General features: G+C 72.9%; 9 protein-coding genes. 7 read left to right on the top strand and 2 right to left on the bottom strand.

Going from position 1 to position 15,641, the window contains the following annotated elements; all coding sequences use genetic code 11:
- The first annotated feature begins 49 nt into the window (after positions 1-49).
- From Sri02f_RS08705 to Sri02f_RS08685, 5 genes are all read left to right on the top strand, one after another.
- The gene (locus tag Sri02f_RS08705; RefSeq protein WP_109000524.1) at positions 50-346 is read left to right on the top strand and encodes a phosphopantetheine-binding protein; all 297 of its coding nucleotides are present in this window, start codon (positions 50-52) and stop codon (positions 344-346) included.
- A 78-nt stretch (positions 347-424) separates the two neighbouring features.
- Complete coding sequence (locus Sri02f_RS08700; RefSeq protein WP_109000523.1) at positions 425-7,483, top strand: non-ribosomal peptide synthetase; 7,059 nt, start codon at positions 425-427, stop codon at positions 7,481-7,483.
- Positions 7,484-7,520: 37 nt separating this feature from the next.
- Positions 7,521-8,345, top strand: coding sequence for a thioesterase II family protein (locus Sri02f_RS42630; protein ID WP_159106683.1), 825 nt, complete (start codon positions 7,521-7,523; stop codon positions 8,343-8,345).
- Positions 8,342-8,536, top strand: coding sequence for an MbtH family protein (locus Sri02f_RS42625; RefSeq protein ID WP_305793846.1), 195 nt, complete (start codon positions 8,342-8,344; stop codon positions 8,534-8,536). The genes Sri02f_RS42630 and Sri02f_RS42625 overlap by 4 nt, the downstream gene beginning before the upstream one ends.
- A complete protein-coding gene (locus Sri02f_RS08685) occupies positions 8,533-9,288 on the top strand; it encodes an SDR family NAD(P)-dependent oxidoreductase (RefSeq protein WP_109000521.1) in 756 nt (251 codons plus the stop codon). Before Sri02f_RS42625 ends, Sri02f_RS08685 begins: the two co-directional genes overlap by 4 nt.
- Here the strand turns inward: Sri02f_RS08685 and Sri02f_RS08680 are convergent.
- Positions 9,266-12,421 carry a non-ribosomal peptide synthetase gene (locus Sri02f_RS08680; RefSeq protein WP_159106682.1) on the bottom strand — a complete coding sequence of 1,052 codons (3,156 nt, stop codon included), beginning with the start codon at positions 12,419-12,421 and terminating at the stop codon, positions 9,266-9,268. The genes Sri02f_RS08685 and Sri02f_RS08680 overlap by 23 nt on opposite strands.
- A 126-nt stretch (positions 12,422-12,547) precedes the next feature.
- On the opposite strand from Sri02f_RS08680, the gene Sri02f_RS08675 reads away from it, so the two are divergent.
- The gene (locus tag Sri02f_RS08675; RefSeq protein ID WP_109000519.1) at positions 12,548-13,717 is read left to right on the top strand and encodes an acyl-CoA dehydrogenase family protein; all 1,170 of its coding nucleotides are present in this window, start codon (positions 12,548-12,550) and stop codon (positions 13,715-13,717) included.
- Between the two features lies 1 nt (position 13,718).
- Positions 13,719-14,780 carry an acyl-CoA dehydrogenase family protein gene (locus Sri02f_RS08670; protein WP_109000518.1) on the top strand — a complete coding sequence of 354 codons (1,062 nt, stop codon included), beginning with the start codon at positions 13,719-13,721 and terminating at the stop codon, positions 14,778-14,780.
- Here Sri02f_RS08670 and Sri02f_RS08665 read toward each other — a convergent pair.
- The gene (locus Sri02f_RS08665; protein WP_307721027.1) at positions 14,772-15,614 is read right to left on the bottom strand and encodes a [LysW]-aminoadipate kinase; all 843 of its coding nucleotides are present in this window, start codon (positions 15,612-15,614) and stop codon (positions 14,772-14,774) included. The two genes, Sri02f_RS08670 and Sri02f_RS08665, sit on opposite strands and share 9 nt — an antisense overlap.
- Positions 15,615-15,641 lie beyond the last annotated feature (27 nt).

Raw genomic sequence — 15,641 nt, 5'->3', positions numbered from 1 at the left:
CGATGCCGATCTTCAGCACCTGCTGTCGAGATTCGACACCGGTCAACTCATGGGGGAGAACGTCTTGCTGAACGCCGAAACGAACGAGCTGACCCCGACCGAGTCTCGCGTGGCGGATATCTGGTCCGAGGTTCTGCAGCACGATCACTTCGGACCGGACGACAACTTTTTCGCCGTCGGCGGCCACTCCATGTTTGCCACGCTGGTCACTTACAGGTTGCGGGACGTGTGGGGCGTCGAGTTCCCCCTCTCGCTCATCTTCGAGCACTCGACGGTCCGTGAACTCGCGTCGGTCATCGACGAGTCCACCGCCAAATCCGTCGACTCGGGCACTGTCACCGGCTGAGCACCGTCAGGCTTTCGTGGGGTTCGCGCCGCGCCATGCGTGAACCCGCGCTGAACCCTGCGCGAAGGAAGTGGCCAGATGCAACCGGAGATCACCCTCGAAGAACGGCGCGCCAGATTCCTGGAACGGATCGGTGAGGTCGCCGCCCGGTCCGGCCCGCCCCGGACGCCCCCCGGGCCGCAGGCGCTTCCCACAGCGCTGCCTCGCGCAGTCGCCACCGGACCCACCCCACCGCCCGAACGCCGACGGGTCGTCCGTCGCCTCGGTGAGGTGGCGGTCAAGGCCCTGCACGACTGCGTGGCGCACACCGGCGCGCCGGCCGGCACGGTCCTGGCCGCTGCGGTGCTCGCCTCCGTCGCCCGGTACTGCGCGGAACCGGATCTGCTGGTCGCCGTCCGGGACGACAGGGGCCGCGTCCGGCAGCTGTCGCTCACCGTGGATCCGGGCCGGTCGCTGCCCGATCTGGTCCGGGTCGCCGACCGCGCGCTCGCCGAGGCCCGGACGGCGGGCAGCCGGCCGGCGGCCCGCACCGCGCCGCCGATCCTGTTGGAGGCGGAGCCGGACGACGCCGCCCGGGTCGGCCGCGCGGACGCCCCCGACGCCGCGGACGTCCACTTCAGACTCTCTGCGGCCGGCACCCTCACCGCCGCCCACGACCCCGACCGCCACGAGACGCGACTCGTCGAGGGGGTCCTCCGGGGTGCGGAGGAGTTGCTGGAGACCGCGCTCACCACGCCGGACGCTCCGTTGTCCGCACGGCACACCCTGCCCGACGCCGAACTTCGCGCGGTGACCGAGGAGCCCAACCGCACCGCGCGCTCGCGCCGCCCCTCCACACTCACCGCCGCCTTCGACCACGCCCGGCGGCGCTTCGCCGACCGGATCGCGCTGGTGGACGCGGCGGGAAGCCTGACCTACGACCAGACCGCCCGGGAGGCCGCCCGGGTCGGCCACCGGCTGATCACGGCCGCCGGCCTCGCGCCCGAGGACCTGGTCGCGGTCTACGTGACCCGTGACGACAAACGATGGGTGCTCGCCTGCCTCGGCGCTCTCCACGCCGGCGCCGCCTGGCTCCCGGTCGATCCCTCCGTACCGCCGGGCCGGCTGACCACACTGCTGCGCGACGCGGGCGTCGCGGTGGTCGTCACCGATGCCGCGCTCCGCGACCGGGTTCCGGCCGGCGACTGGTCGGTCGTCGACCTGGACGCGCACGACGCCGACGCGGACGCCGATGCCGCGCCGGTCGCCCCCGCGTCCACCGATCCGCGGCAGCTCGCCTACGCCATGTACACCTCGGGCAGCACCGGTGCACCCCGGGCGGTGCTCGTCGAGCACGACAGTGCGGTCAACTTCGTCGAATCCCTGCAGCGGCTCTTCGAGCTGACCGCCGAGGACCGCATGCTGCAGTACGCGTCGCCCGGCTTCGACGTATCGGTGTTCGAGATCTTCTGCGCCCTGCTCAGCGGCTCCTCGCTGCACATGATCGGCGACGACGACCGGCGTTCGGTCGAGGGGCTGACCCGTGCGCTCACCGAAGGCGGGATCACGGTCGCCGAACTGCCGCCGGCCCTGCTGGAACTGCTGGACCCGGACAGCGTGCCGTCGCTGAGGCTGGTCTCGGTCGGCGGTGAGCCGTTCTCCGGGCGGCTCACCACGCGCTGGTCCCGTGACCACCGGTTCGTCAACGGATACGGGACGACCGAGACCACGATCGGCGTCATCTACAAGGAGTGCACCGGCCGCTGGCGCTCTTCGCCGCCGATCGGTCTCCCGGTCGACAACCACCAGGCGTACATCCTCGACGACGAGCTGCGTCCCGTGCCCCCCGGCGCAGTGGGCGAACTGTTCGTCGGCGGCGCCGGAGTGGCGCGCGGCTATCTGGGTCAGGCCGGCCGCACGGCGGAGCGATTCATCCCCGATCCGTTCCGGCCGGGCGGCCGTATGTACCGCACCGGTGACCTCGCCCGATGGTCGGCGGAGGATGACATCGTCTTTCTCGGCCGCCGGGACCGGCAGGTCAAGGTCCGCGGACAGCGCGTCGAACTGGGCGAGATCGAAGCGGCGCTCACCGGGACGGCCGAGGTCTCAGCCGCCGTCGTCGCCGACGTCGACTCCACGCTCGTCGGGTATCTCGTGCCCGCGGCGGGGCACCGGCCGGACCCGGACCGCATCCGCCGCCGCCTCGCCGACCGGCTGCCCGCGTACATGGTGCCGCCGCTGCTGGTCGAAGTGGAGCGGATTCCGATCACTGCCTCGGGCAAGGTCGACCTGGCCGCGCTGGCGGCCCACCACCCCAGCGGCTGCGCCTCCGCCCCGGCACTGCGCCCCGAGCCCGCGGCCGGGCCCGGCGGATTCGCGGAGGGGACGACGGACCTCGTGCTGCGGATCGCCCAGCAGGGCTATGCCGCCCTGCTGCCCGGCGCGTCAGTCACCGGCGACACGAACTTCTTCGCGACGGGAGGCGACAGCATCCGGGCGATCCGGCTGCTGTCCTGGGTGCGCGAGACATTCGGGGTGGAGATCCCGATGAGCCGGTTCTTCCGCAACTCCACCCCGGAGGCACTCGCAGCGGCGATCGAGCGCCATCGCCAGGCCGGGAACGACGCCACGAGCGGCATCGCACCGCCCCCTTCCGCTTCCCCGGCGCCCCTGGACGACGAGAGCGGCGCGCCGCTGTCCTCGGCGCAGCACCGGCTGTGGTTCCTCGACCAGTTGCGGCCGGGGGACCCGACGTACAACGTCATCGAGGTGTTCCGGCTGCACGGGGAACTCGATGGCGACGCGCTGCGCCGCGCCCTGCACGAGCTCGTCGTACGCCATGAGATCCTGCGCACCCGCTATGTGGCCACCGACGGCGTTCCCCGCCAGGTGGTGGATCCGCAGCCGACGGCGGAGCTGGCGGTGCGCGACCTGACGGACGTGCCGGAGGAGGATCTCGACGCGCTGCTCGCCGCCGAGGCGGCGCGGCCGTTCGACCTGTCCACCGGCCCGCTGATCCGGGCCACGCTGGTCCGCCGCGGTCCCCGCGAACACGTCCTCGCCTGGGTCGTCCACCACATGGTCGCCGACGGACGCGCCACCGAAGTGCTCTTCTCGGAACTCAGCGAGCTCTACGGCTCCTTCCGCCGTGGACTGCCCTGCGACCTGCCGCCGGTGCGGCTGCGGTTCCGCGACTACGCGCGCCGGCAGCGCGCAGCCCTCGACGGCGAGGCGCACCGGGACAGCCTGGCCTACTGGCGGGAACGGCTCACCGGTGCGCCTGCGCAGCCGGAGCTGCCGACGGACCGGACCCGCCCGGCGCACCCCACCGGCCGGGGTGGCACCCTCTACTTCGACCTGCCCGCCGGAACCGGGGCCGCGCTCACCGCGTTCACCGGCCGCAAGGGCGTCACGTCGTTCATGACGCTGCTGGCCGCCTTCTTCGCCCTGCTGTCCCGCTACGGGCGCGACAAGGACGTGGTCGTCGGCACGCCGTTCGCCAACCGCGGGCTCCGCGAGGTCGAGGACCTCGTCGGCTTTCTGGTCAACACGGTTCCGCTGCGTGCCGACTGCTCCGGCGACCCGGCGTTCACGGAGCTGCTCCGGCAGGTGACCGAGACCACGCTGGAGGCGGCTGACCACTCCGAGGTGCCGTTCGAGGAACTGGTGAGCAGCCTGGGCGTCGCCCGGGACGCCGGACTCAACCCGCTGGTGCAGGTGCTCTTCCAGGTCATCGACGCCCCCGAGGACCGGCTGTCGCTGGACGGTGCGGACGCGACGAAGATCCCGGTGGAGGAGCGGACGGCCGCCTTCGACCTGGTGCTGGAGCTGCGTATCGGCCGGCAGGGGCGGCTCACCGGACGCATCAACTACAGCGCCGACCTGTTCGACCGCGAGACGGTGGTCCGGATGGCCGGGCACTACCAGAACCTCCTGACCTCGGCCCTCGAGGCGCCCGAGCGGCGGCTGTCCGAGCTCGGCATGCTGGCTCCGGCCGAGCGGCTGGACCTGCTCGGGACCTTCAACAAGACCGTCTCGACTCCCGTGGACACCATCACCGCGGTCGTGGAGCGGCGGGCCGCGTCGTCGGGTGCGGCGGTGGCTCTGAGCGGTCCCGCCGGAGAGCTGACCTACGCGGAGCTGAACACGGCCGCCAACCGGCTCGCCCACCACCTGACCGGCCTCGGCGTCGGCCCGGACGTGGTCGTGGCCCTCTGCCTGCCGCCGAGCGCGGACCTGGTCGTCGCCATGCTCGGGGTGCTGAAGGCCGGCGGAGCCTATCTGCCGCTCGACCCCGGGCACCCCGCCGAACGCATGCGTCAGCTGCTCGCCGACTGTGGAGCGGACATCGCCGTGAGCCACGGGGCCGCACGGGAGAAGCTGCCCCCGGGCCTCGCGCACCTCGTGGACCTGTACGACGACCGTGCCCTCATCGACTCCCGGCCGACGCACAATCCGGCCGGCGCCGACCCCGACCACCTCGCGTACGTCATGTACACGTCCGGCTCGACCGGGCGGCCCAAGGGCGTCGCTGTTCCGCATCACGCGCTGGTGCGTCTGGTGCTGGGCTGCGACCAGTCACCCGTCGGCCCGGGCGACACGTTCCTGATGGCACAGCCGACCAACTTCGACGCGTCCAACCTGGACATCTGGCTGCCGCTGGCGCACGGCGCGCGCATCGCGGTGCCCGATGAACGGCCCATCGACCCGGCCGAGTTCGGTGCCGCCGTCCGTCGCCACCGGGTGACGGTGGTGTGGCTGACCGCAGCACTCGCACAGCTGATCATCGACACCGACCCGTATCTGTTCACGGGAGTAAGGCAGTTGGGCATCGGCGGCCAAGCCCCGTCCGTACCGCACCTGCGGCGGCTGTTGCAGGCGCTGCCAGGTCTGCGGCTACTGAACTGCTACGGCCCCACCGAGTCCACGACCAACGCCACCCTGCACCACATCGCGTCCCTGCCGGCCGAGGACGCCGTCTCGGTCCCGCTCGGCCGCCCGATCGGCGACACGCGCCTGTACGTCGTCGGTGTGAACGACGAACTGCTGCCCGTCGGCGTGCCCGGCGAGCTGTGGATCGGCGGGCGTGGCCTCGCTCGCGGCTACCTCGGCGCCCCGGGCATGACGGCGGACCGCTTCGTCCCGGACCCGTTCGGCCCTGCCGGGCAGCGGGTCTACCGCACCGGGGACATCGTGCGCCGACTGCCCGACGGCAGCGTCGACTTCCTCGGCCGCGACGACGAACAGGTCAAGATCCGCGGCTACCGGATCGAACCCGAGGAGGTCGCCACGGCGCTGCGCCGGCACCCCGCGGTACGGGACGCCCATGTGCTGCGGCACGGGCGCGGTCCGGCGGCGGAGCTGACGGCGTACGTCGTCGCCGCGGCGGACGCCGTCGACCTCGACGACGTGGTCCGGCACGCACGCCTGCAGCTGCCCGACTTCATGGTGCCGGCGACGGTCATGCCCGTGGACGAGCTGCCGTTGTCGGCCAACGGCAAGGTGGACCGGACCCGGCTGCCCGAGCCACGCCGGTCCCGTTCCGACCGGGCCGGCCGGTCACCCCGCACCGAGCCGGAGAGGGCGGTGCACGCCGTGTGGGCCGAGGTGCTCGGTCGCGACGACTTCGGCGTCGACGACGACTTCTTCACGGTGGGCGGGAACTCCTACCAGGCCGCGCAGGTCGTCGCACGGCTGCGGACGGCGCTGGGAGCCGACCTCACGCTGCGCACGTTCTTCGAGCACCGGCGCATCACCGAACTGGCGTCGGCCCTGGCGACGGCCCCCGCCCCGGCCGACGGCGGGATCGCACCGGTGGTTCCCCGGCCGGCCGGGGAACCGGCACCCTTGTCGGTGGACCAGCAGCGCCTGTGGTTCCTCGACCAGCTGCGCCCGGGCGGCGCGGACTACAACGTGCCGATGAACCTGTGGCTGCACGGTCGCCTCGACACCCGCGCCCTGCGCTCGGCGCTGCGCGAGGTGGTGACCCGTCACGAGGTGCTGCGCTCCCGGCTCGTCCTGGGCGAGGACCGCCGGCCGGTGCAGGTGGCGGAGTCCGCCGCGGTCTTCGAGATGTCCGAGACCGATCTGTCCCGGCTGCCCGCCGCCGAGGCCAGGACGCGGGCCGAGGCGGCGGCGGTCGCGGCGGCCCGGGAACCGATCCGGCTGGACCGCGCCCCGCTGATCCGCGCCGAGCTGCTGCGCGTCGGACCCGAGGAGCATCTGCTTTCGCTGGTGCTGCACCACGCGGCGGCCGACGCCGAGTCCTTCCGCCTGCTGTTCGCCGAGGTGAAACACCTGTACGGCAAGCAGTCCGCCGGGCAGCCGGGCACCCTGGAGGCACTGCCCGTCCAGTACGCGGACTACGCCCTCTGGCAGCGACGGCGCACCGCGGCCGTCGAGCGGCTGGACCTGGACCACTGGCGCGGCCGGCTTGCGGACCTGCCCGTCCTGGAGCTGCCCACCGACCGGCCGCGCCCCCGGGTGCGCAGCGGGGCGGGCAGCCGGTACCGGGCCGACCTGCTCGACCCGGCGGACTCCCGGCGGCTGGCCGCACTGGCCCAGGCCCATGGCGTCACCACGTTCATGGTGCTGCTCGCCGCCCTGCAGATCACCCTCGGCCGGCTCAGCGGCCAGGAGGACTTCGGCGTCGGCACACCGGTGTCCCTGCGGTCACGCCCCGAACTGACCCCACTGATCGGTTTCTTCGTCAACACGCTGGTCCTGCGGGCCGATCTGTCGGGCGCCCCGTCCTTCGCCGAGCTGCTGGAGCGCACCCGGGAGACCGCGCTGGCCGCGTACGCCCACCGTGAGGTGCCGTTCGACCGGCTCGTGGAAAAACTCCTGCCGAGCCGTTCGCTGGGCCGCACACCGCTGATCGACGTCGTCTTCTCCGTCGACGACACCACCGGGGCGGCTCCGGAGCTCCCGGGGCTCACCGCCGAGGTGATCGACGTGGACACCGGCACGGCCAAGTTCGACCTGGACGTCGCCGTCATCCGCCGGGGCGACGCCCTGGCCTGCGCGGTCGAGTTCAGCACGGATGTGTTCATCGAGTCGACCGTGCGGCGGCTGGTGGACGACTTCGGCCGGACGCTGCGGGGCGTCCTGGCCGACCCACAGGCACGGCTCCCGGAACTCCGCGGGGACCGGCCGTGACGACCTATCCGAATCCTGGCGACAACGGAGGTGGAGCATGAGGGCCGATGTCGAACGGGGCAGCGCCCTGGACGACGTGGACCGCTGGTTCCTCGGCGGTCTCGACCGCGCCTGGGGCGACACCCAGCTGCTGTGCCTGCCGCACAGCGGCGGCAACGGATCGAGCTATCGTGCCTGGCTGGCTGCGGCGGAGCCCGATGTCGACGTGGTTCCGGTCCAGTTACCGGGCCGCGAGACGCGTCTGGCGGAACCCCCGTTCACCGACCAGCCCACTCTCATCGCCGAACTCACCGACGTGGTGCGTCGGGCCGGCTTCAACCGGATCGCCCTCTTCGGCCACAGCATGGGCGCCGTGCTCGCGGTCAACCTGTGCCGGGCGCTGGAGCGGGCCGGCACCCCGGTGGCTCATGTGTTCGTCTCCGGCCACGGTGGGCCGTCCCAGCGGCCGGAGGCGTCGTTCCCGACCGACGCGCCCGACGAGACCATCCTGGACGCGCTGCGAGCCACGGGCGCACCCAACTACGAGGCGCTGCTGCAGTATCCGGAGCTGCGGCGGATGGTGCTGCGGGTGATCCGGGCCGACCTGGGACTGGTGCTCACCGGCTTCGTGGCGGGGCCACCGGTACAGGCGCCGATCACCGTCCTGAACGGCAAGGACGACCCCACGCCGGCCGGATGGGACCTGGACGAGTGGGCCACCATGACCCACGACACCTGTACCTCGCACCGGCTGCCCGGAGACCACTTCTACCTGGTCGGGCAGGGCGAGGAGGTGGCGCGCATCATCCGCGCCTCCCTGGCCGGGCAGCCGGCGCCGCACGCGCCCGGCCCCCCTACGAAAGACGAGGAATCATCGAGGTGAAGTCGTACACCGTCGTCGTCAACGACGAGGAGCAGTACTCGATCTGGCCGACGGACCGGGACATCCCGGCCGGCTGGCGGGAGAGCGGCGTGCGAGGCTCGAAGGAAGAGTGCCTGGCTCATGTCGAAGAGGTCTGGACGGACATGCGGCCGTTGAGCCTGCGCCGGCGGATGGAGGCGATGGACGCATGACGTCCTCACGTGTGGCGATCGTCACGGGTGCCGGGCGCGGCATCGGCGCCGCCACAGCGCTGCGCCTGGCCGCCGACGGAGCCGCGGTCGCCGTCCTCGATCTCGACGCCCGGACCGCCGCGGACACCGTGGAGCGCATCCGCACGGCCGGGGGCACCGCCTGTGCGGTCGTCGCCGACGTCGGAGATCCCGATCAGGCCAAGGATGCGCTGGCCACCGTCGAAGCCGAGCTGGGCCCGCCGGTGATCCTGGTCAACAACGCCGGCGTCATCAGGGACAGGCCGATGGAGGAGCTGTCGCTCGACGACTGGAACACCGTCCTCGACGTGAACCTGCGCGGACCGTTCCTGATGTGCCAGGCGATCCGCCCCCATCTGCTGGAACAGCGCTGGGGACGCATCGTCAACTTCTCCAGCTCCTCGGCGCTGGGCAACCGTGACCAGGCCAACTACTCCGCCGCGAAGGCCGGAATCGACGGCCTGACCCGGACCCTCGCCATCGAGCTGGGCCCCTACGGGGTGACCGTGAACGCGGTGGCCCCCGGCTATGTCGTCACCGACATGACGGCCCGGACCGCCGAGCGGTTGGGCATGGACTTCACCCGGCTCCAGCAGATGGTGGCCGCGCAGACGCCGGTGCGCCGCGTGGGCCGGCCCGAGGACGTGGCGAACGCCGTCGCGTTCCTCGTCGGTGAGGACGCCGGGTTCGTCTCCGGGCACACGCTGTACGTCACCGGCGGTCCGATGCGCTGACCGCGCCGGCTTCCAGGGCCGCCGCGAGTTCCGCCACCGTGCGCAGCCGGAAAAGGATCTCCGGCGGCACGGGGGCGCCGTACCGCGGCGCCAGCTCGGCGGCCACCCGCAGCAGGTCCAGCGAGGTGCCGCCGAGCGCGAAGAAGTCCTTGCCCGTGTCGTCGGGCGACAGGCCCAGCACCGTGCCCCAGACCTCGGCCACCGTCTTCTCCCACGGCGAGCCGGGAGCCCGGCGCCGCCCCGCTGCCCGGTGCCCGGGCAGCGGGTCCGGCAGGGCCCGGCGGTCGACCTTCCCGTTGGGGGTCAACGGCAGGTGGTCCAGGAACACGAACCGACCCGGGATCAACGGCTCGGGCAGCCGCTCGCGCAGGTGGTCCCGCAGCGCCGCGTCGGCCGCTTCGCCCCGGTTCACCGGTACGACGTAGGCGACCAGCCCGGCCGCGAGTCCGTCGCCGTGGACGGTGACGAAGGCGTCGCGCACGGTCGAGTGGCCCGCCAGGACCGCGCGGACCTCGCCCGGTTCGATGCGGAAGCCCCGCAGCTTGACCTGGTCGTCGATCCGGCCCACGAACGCGAGGGACCCGTCCGCGCGCCGGTGAGCCAGGTCTCCCGTGCGGTACAGACGGCCGCCGGGCGGCCCGAACGGGTCGGGGACGAACCGGTCGGCGGTCAGGCCGGGGCGACGCAGATACCCGCGGGCCACACCCGCTCCTCCGACCAGCAGTTCACCGGGGACGCCCACGGGCACGGGGTGGCCGGCGGCGTCGACGACATAGCAGCGGGTGTCGCCGATCGGACGGCCGATCGGGACTCCGGTGGCCTCGTCGAGCTGTTCCGCGACGACGGGATGCGTGGTGGCGAAGGTGGTCGTCTCGGTCGGTCCATAGCCGTTGACGATGCTCAGATCGGGATGGGCCTCCAGCAGGACGCGCAGATGCGGCACGGACAGGGCCTCGCCGCCGACGACCAGGGTGCGCAACGGGCGCAGCGCTTGCGGGTGCGCATCAGCCACCAGGTTCGCCAGCTGAGCGGTCAGCCACAGCACGGTCACCCCCAAGCGCTCCAGTTCCCCCGCGAGTTCGCGCGGTCCGACCGGACCGGGCGGGTAGAGGGCCAGCCGGGCTCCGTTGCACAGGGCGCCCCACACCTCGAACGTCGAGGCGTCGAACACCGTGGGGGCGAGCATCAGCAGCGTGTCCGTGGGACGGACGTCGACCTGGTCGAGGCCGCGGACCAGGCGTACGACGCAGCGATGGGTGACCGCGACGCCCTTGGGCACGCCCGTGGAGCCCGAGGTGTAGATGACGTAGGCGAGGTTGTCCGGCGAGACGGCCGGTCGCCGCACCGCAGGCCCGGCCCGGGCGGGCAACGGCGCGTCCACGTACAGGCGTTCGACGCCCGCAGGCAGCCGTCCGGACAGCTCCTCATCGGTCAGTGCCAGCCGGCACTCGCTGTCGCGCAGGACGAACTCGATCCTGTCCAGAGGGTGGGCGGGGTCGAGCGGAACGTAGGCGCCCCCCGCCTTGAGGACGGCGAGCATCGCCACCACCTGCTCCGGACCCCGCGGCAGAAGGATGGCGACGCGGTCGTCCGGGCGGATGCCGAGGCCGACCAGATGGTCGGCCAACTCATCGGAAGCTGCTCCCAGTTCGGAGAAGGAGCGCCGATACGGCGGGTTCCACAGGGCCGTCGCGTCGCCGGCGGCGGCCACCTGCTCCTCGAAGAGGTCCAGGAGGGTGGCCGTGCGGCTGGGTTGAGTGCGGTCGGCGGCGCCGCCGACCGCATGCCACTCGGCCGGGCCGAGCATGGCCAGTCGGGACACAGGACGGTCGCGATGCGTGAGCCCGCCGGTCAGCAGCCGCAGGAAGTGGCCGGCCATGCGCTCCTGGGCGTCGGCGGTGAACAGGTCCGCGTTGCAGGCGAATCCCACCGTGTAGGCGTCCCCCGTGCACAGGACGGTCACCGACAGGTCGAACGGGGAGCGGGGAGAGGCGACGAGCTCGGGCCGCAGCAGCCCCGCAGCTGTTTCCGAGTCAGGCGCCGCGGCGCAGTGCCGCGCGTGCGGCCTTACGTCCAGGGCCACTTGGACGAGGGGATGCCGGCTCGGATCGCGGTCCGGGGCGAGGTGGGCGACCAACTGCTGGAAGGGGACGGCGGAGTGCTCGACCGCAGACCTCGCGGCTTCGCGGACCCGCTCGGCCAGGGTCCGCAGGGAGGGGTCGTCGGAGCCGTCGATCCGCAGGGGGAGCAGATCGGCCAGACAGCCGACGACTTCCTCGCCCCCTGGCGGTCGGGCGCCGGGGGTCTGTGTGGCGAACACGATGTCGCGGGAGCTTCCGTAACGGATCAGGAGCGCGGCGAGAGCGGCTCCGAAGGCGGTGAAGGCCGCCGTCTCGGTGGACTCCTCGTCGCCCGGCCGGTGCACCAGCTCGTAGGGGACGTCGAGGAGGACGCTGCGGGCGCGCTGACTGTGCACCGTCGGCCGGGGCTTGTCGGCCGGCAACTCCGCCGAGGGCGGCAGCTGCGCCAACCGGCGCCGCCAGAAGTCGAGTCGTGCTTCCCGCTGATCGGGTGTGGACCGCTGTTCCGGTAACCGTCGCGCCGGTGTCCCGGGCAGGGGTGCACCTGACAGGGCTGTGCGGTACAGGGCCGCCAGATCGGACTGCAGCACCCCGGCGGAATGCGGATCGCAGACGAGGCGGGGAACGGCCAGGGTCAGCGTCGTATCGCCGTCGGACGTGCTCACGACCGCGCGCACCAGCGGGCCGGCCGTCAGGTCGCACGCCTGCCGCAGCACTGCGTCGACGGTCCCCCTCGGTACGTCGACGGTCCCCCTCGGTACGCCGGCCGCCGGCCCGGGCGGGAGCGACAGATCGTACGCCGGGTCGGCGGAGGTCGTCCGGCGCGGCACGGCCTCGTTCGCGGTCAGCCGGGTGCGCAGCGCGGGGTGCCGTTCCACCAGGGCGGTCATCGCCGAGCGCAGGGCTGTCGTGTCGAGGGGGCCGTGGATGCGCCACCGCAGTACCACGTGGTCGGGAGGATCGGTGACCAACTGGTCGGCGACCCACTGCCGTTGCTGAGCGGCAGACAGCGTGTGCACACCGTCATGAGCCGTCCGGTCACGTCGCGGCATTCGCCCACCGTAACACTCTGATCGAACCCCGGGTCGCATCTCGATCACATGTACTACGCTCGTCGTCGGCACCGGCCAACTGCCGGTAAAGGTGGGCCACATGTGATCCACACACGGGGGAGACATATGGACTTCGGCCACAGTGCCGACGAGTCGCACTTCCGGGAGCGGGTCCAGGCGGAGCTCCGGTCCGTCCCCGTCGTCGCCGAGTTGGCGCGCTTACGGACCAGCGGCGAGCGCGAGCCCGACGAACGTGACCTCTACCGCCTGCTCGGGGAACGGGGACTGCTCGGGGTGGACTGGCCGCGCCGGTACGGCGGGCAGGGCCGCACCGCCGCCCATGCGGCCGTCGCCGTCGAGGAGATGATGCGGGCAGGCGTACCCGACACGCTGTTCGTCAACGGCATCCAGACCGTGGGCAAACTGGTGCTGCTCGTGGGAACCGAGGAACAGAAGCAGCGGGTGCTGCCGGAGCTGGCGGTCGGCCGGCGTTTCGCCAGTGTCCTGTACACCGAGCCCGAGGTCGGTTCCGACCTGAGCGCGCTGACGACGCGGGCCGTCGCGGTGGACGGCGGTTACCGGATCGACGGCGTCAAGATCTTCAACCTCAAGAGCGGCATCACCGACTTCGGGCTGTGCGTGGCGCGCACCTCCCTCGAAGGCTCACGTTACGAAGGTCTCACGCTGTTCCTCGTCGACCTGCACGCACCGGGCGTCCACGTGGAAAGCCTGGACACCATGGCCGACGAGCAGTTCCACCGGGTGGAGCTGGACGGTGTACGCGTCCCCGCCACCGCCGTCGTGGGCGAGGTGGGCGACGGCTGGGCGATCCTCGCCGAGGCCCTGCCGCTGGAGCGCACCGGCTTCGATTTCGCCCTGCGCGCCGAGCGGTGGTTCGAGGCCGGATGCCGTGACCTCGCGATGCGGGACGGCGCGGATCCCGGACCGGCAGCGGACTGGCTGGCCGACGTCGGCCGGCACGGAGCCGCCACGCGCGCGGCGGCTCTGCTGGCCTGGCGCTGCGCCGGCTCGGCCGACCGGGGACGGCTCGACGAACTCCGGACGTCCACGGCCAAGTGGTACGCCAGCGAGCAGGCGGCCGCGGCCGCCCGCTGGGCCCTGACCCGCCACGGCATGGACGCCCCCGACGAGCTGGCCGAGTCACTGGACAGCGCGTACCGGGAAGCGCCGGGGCTGACGCTGGCCGGCGGCACGTCGGAGATGATGCTGCAGACGATCTCCGGCTTCCTGTTCGCCGGCGAACCGGCCGGCCTGGCCGCCCCGGAGGTGGACTGACATGCGGCTCGAACGTGGCGAGGCGCAGCGGGACCTGGCACGGGCCGTGCGCTGCGAACTCGGTCCGCTGGCGGGTCCGGGCGGGCGGATGGAGTCGGCCGAGGTCCACGCGACTCTTGCCGACCTCGACCTGTTCGCTCTGGAACTGCCGCCCGCGGTGGGGGGTCTGGCACTCGGTCTGGCCTGTGCCGTGCCGGTGTGCGAGGAGCTGGGCCGCTGGGCGGCACCCGACTCCTACCGGGCCCATGCGCTGCTCGCCGAACTCGCCCAGGCCGCCGAAAACGAGCGGTCCGGCTCTCGCACGACCGCCCTGACCGACGCGCTCCCCCTCCTCGCCACCGGCAAGGTCTCCGCCGGCCTGGCCGCCGGCACCGGCGTCCTGGCGGCGCGGACCGCCGACGGCTGGGTGCTCGACGGCGACTGCGCACTGCCCGAGCCACCGCCCGACGTCGCGTTCCACGTCGTACCGGCCCGGACCGCCGACGGCACGGTGCTCGCAGCGGTGGCCGCAGACTCCTCCAAAGTGGTCTGCGCGGCCACTCGGCGCGAAGGCATCAGGCGGCTGTCGCTGCAGGGTGTCGTGGCGCAGGCCGTGTCGGCGCCCTTGCACCGGGCCGACGGCGCGCCCTCGCCGCTGCTCGCGCGCGCTCGTGTCCGGCAGGCGGCCTATCTGCTGGGCCTGGCCTCCGGCGCGCACCGGCTCGCGGTCCAACGGGCGGCGACGCGACGCCAGTTCGGCCGTCCCATCGGAGAGAACCAGGCCGTCGCCTTCCCGTTGGCCGAGCAGTTCGCTCACCTCGAGGCGGTGCGGCTGCTGGTGCACGAGGCCGCCTGGGACGCCGACGGCGGCCGGCCGGGGGCCGTCGGTGCCACCCAGTCGCTCGCCTACGCGGCGGAACTGGCACTCCAGGTCACCGCGCACGCCGTGCACGTGCACGGCGCCGCCGGGATCGGCAAGGACTCCGCGGTCCAAGGGCATTACCGGGTCGCAGCCGTGGAGGCGACCCGGTGGGGCGCCCCGGCCTCGCTGTGGCGCGAGGCGGGAGCGCTGCGCCTACGGTGACGGCGAGGTGGCCGACGGCGGCCCGGACAACGCGAGACGGGTGCCCGGGCCCTCGCCGGACACCGCCTTCAGTGGACGGGCTGCCCCTCCGTCCGTGATCCACACCTGTGGCACCCCGGCGAGCAGCGCCTCACGGGCCGCGACCAGCTTGACCGTCATGCCGCCGGTCACCCACGGCGGCGCCGGTCCGCCCGCCGCGGGCAGCCGGTAGGTGTCCAGCACGCTGGCCGGATCCTCGGGGTCCGTGAGCACCCCCGGCGCCCCCGTGAGGAAGATGAGCGTGCGCGCCCGCAGCGCCACGGCGACGGCCGCCGCGGCCCGGTCGGCATTGGTGTTGACCGGTTCGCCGTCCTCGGCGATCGCCGGCGGCGACACCACCGGTACGACGCCCGCGGCGAGCAGGCCGAGCAGCAGCCGCGCGTTCACCTCGACGATACGGCCGCTGCGGTCGCCCCGGACTATGGTGAGGCGTCCGTCGACGACCGCCCGTATCGCCTTCTTGCGGCGTGCCCGCAGCAGCCCGGCGTCGAGTCCGGTCAGACCCACGGCACGGACGTCGTGCCGGTCGAGAGCGGCGACCAGTGCGGGCTTGACCCGGCCGGCCAGAGCCAGGGTGAGCACGTCGAGGGTGGCCGCGTCGGTGTAACGGGTCACCACGCCGTCGGGTGCGGTGAGGTGGCGCAGCCGTATCCCGAGCTGCTCCGCGAGGCGGCCCATCTCGGCGGAGCCGCCGTGGACCAGGACCACCTTCCGGCCGGCCGCGGTCAGTTCGGCGACGTCCTCGCAGAGCCGGTCCACGTCGAGCGCACCGCTGCCCCCGCACTTGACCACCACGATGTCCTGCGTGCCGCCGGACGGGCC

The sequence above is a fragment of the Streptomyces rishiriensis genome, from assembly GCF_003112535.1.
GTDB lineage: Bacteria > Actinomycetota > Actinomycetes > Streptomycetales > Streptomycetaceae > Streptomyces > Streptomyces rishiriensis.
This window is presented reverse-complemented; position numbering and strand designations above follow the sequence as displayed.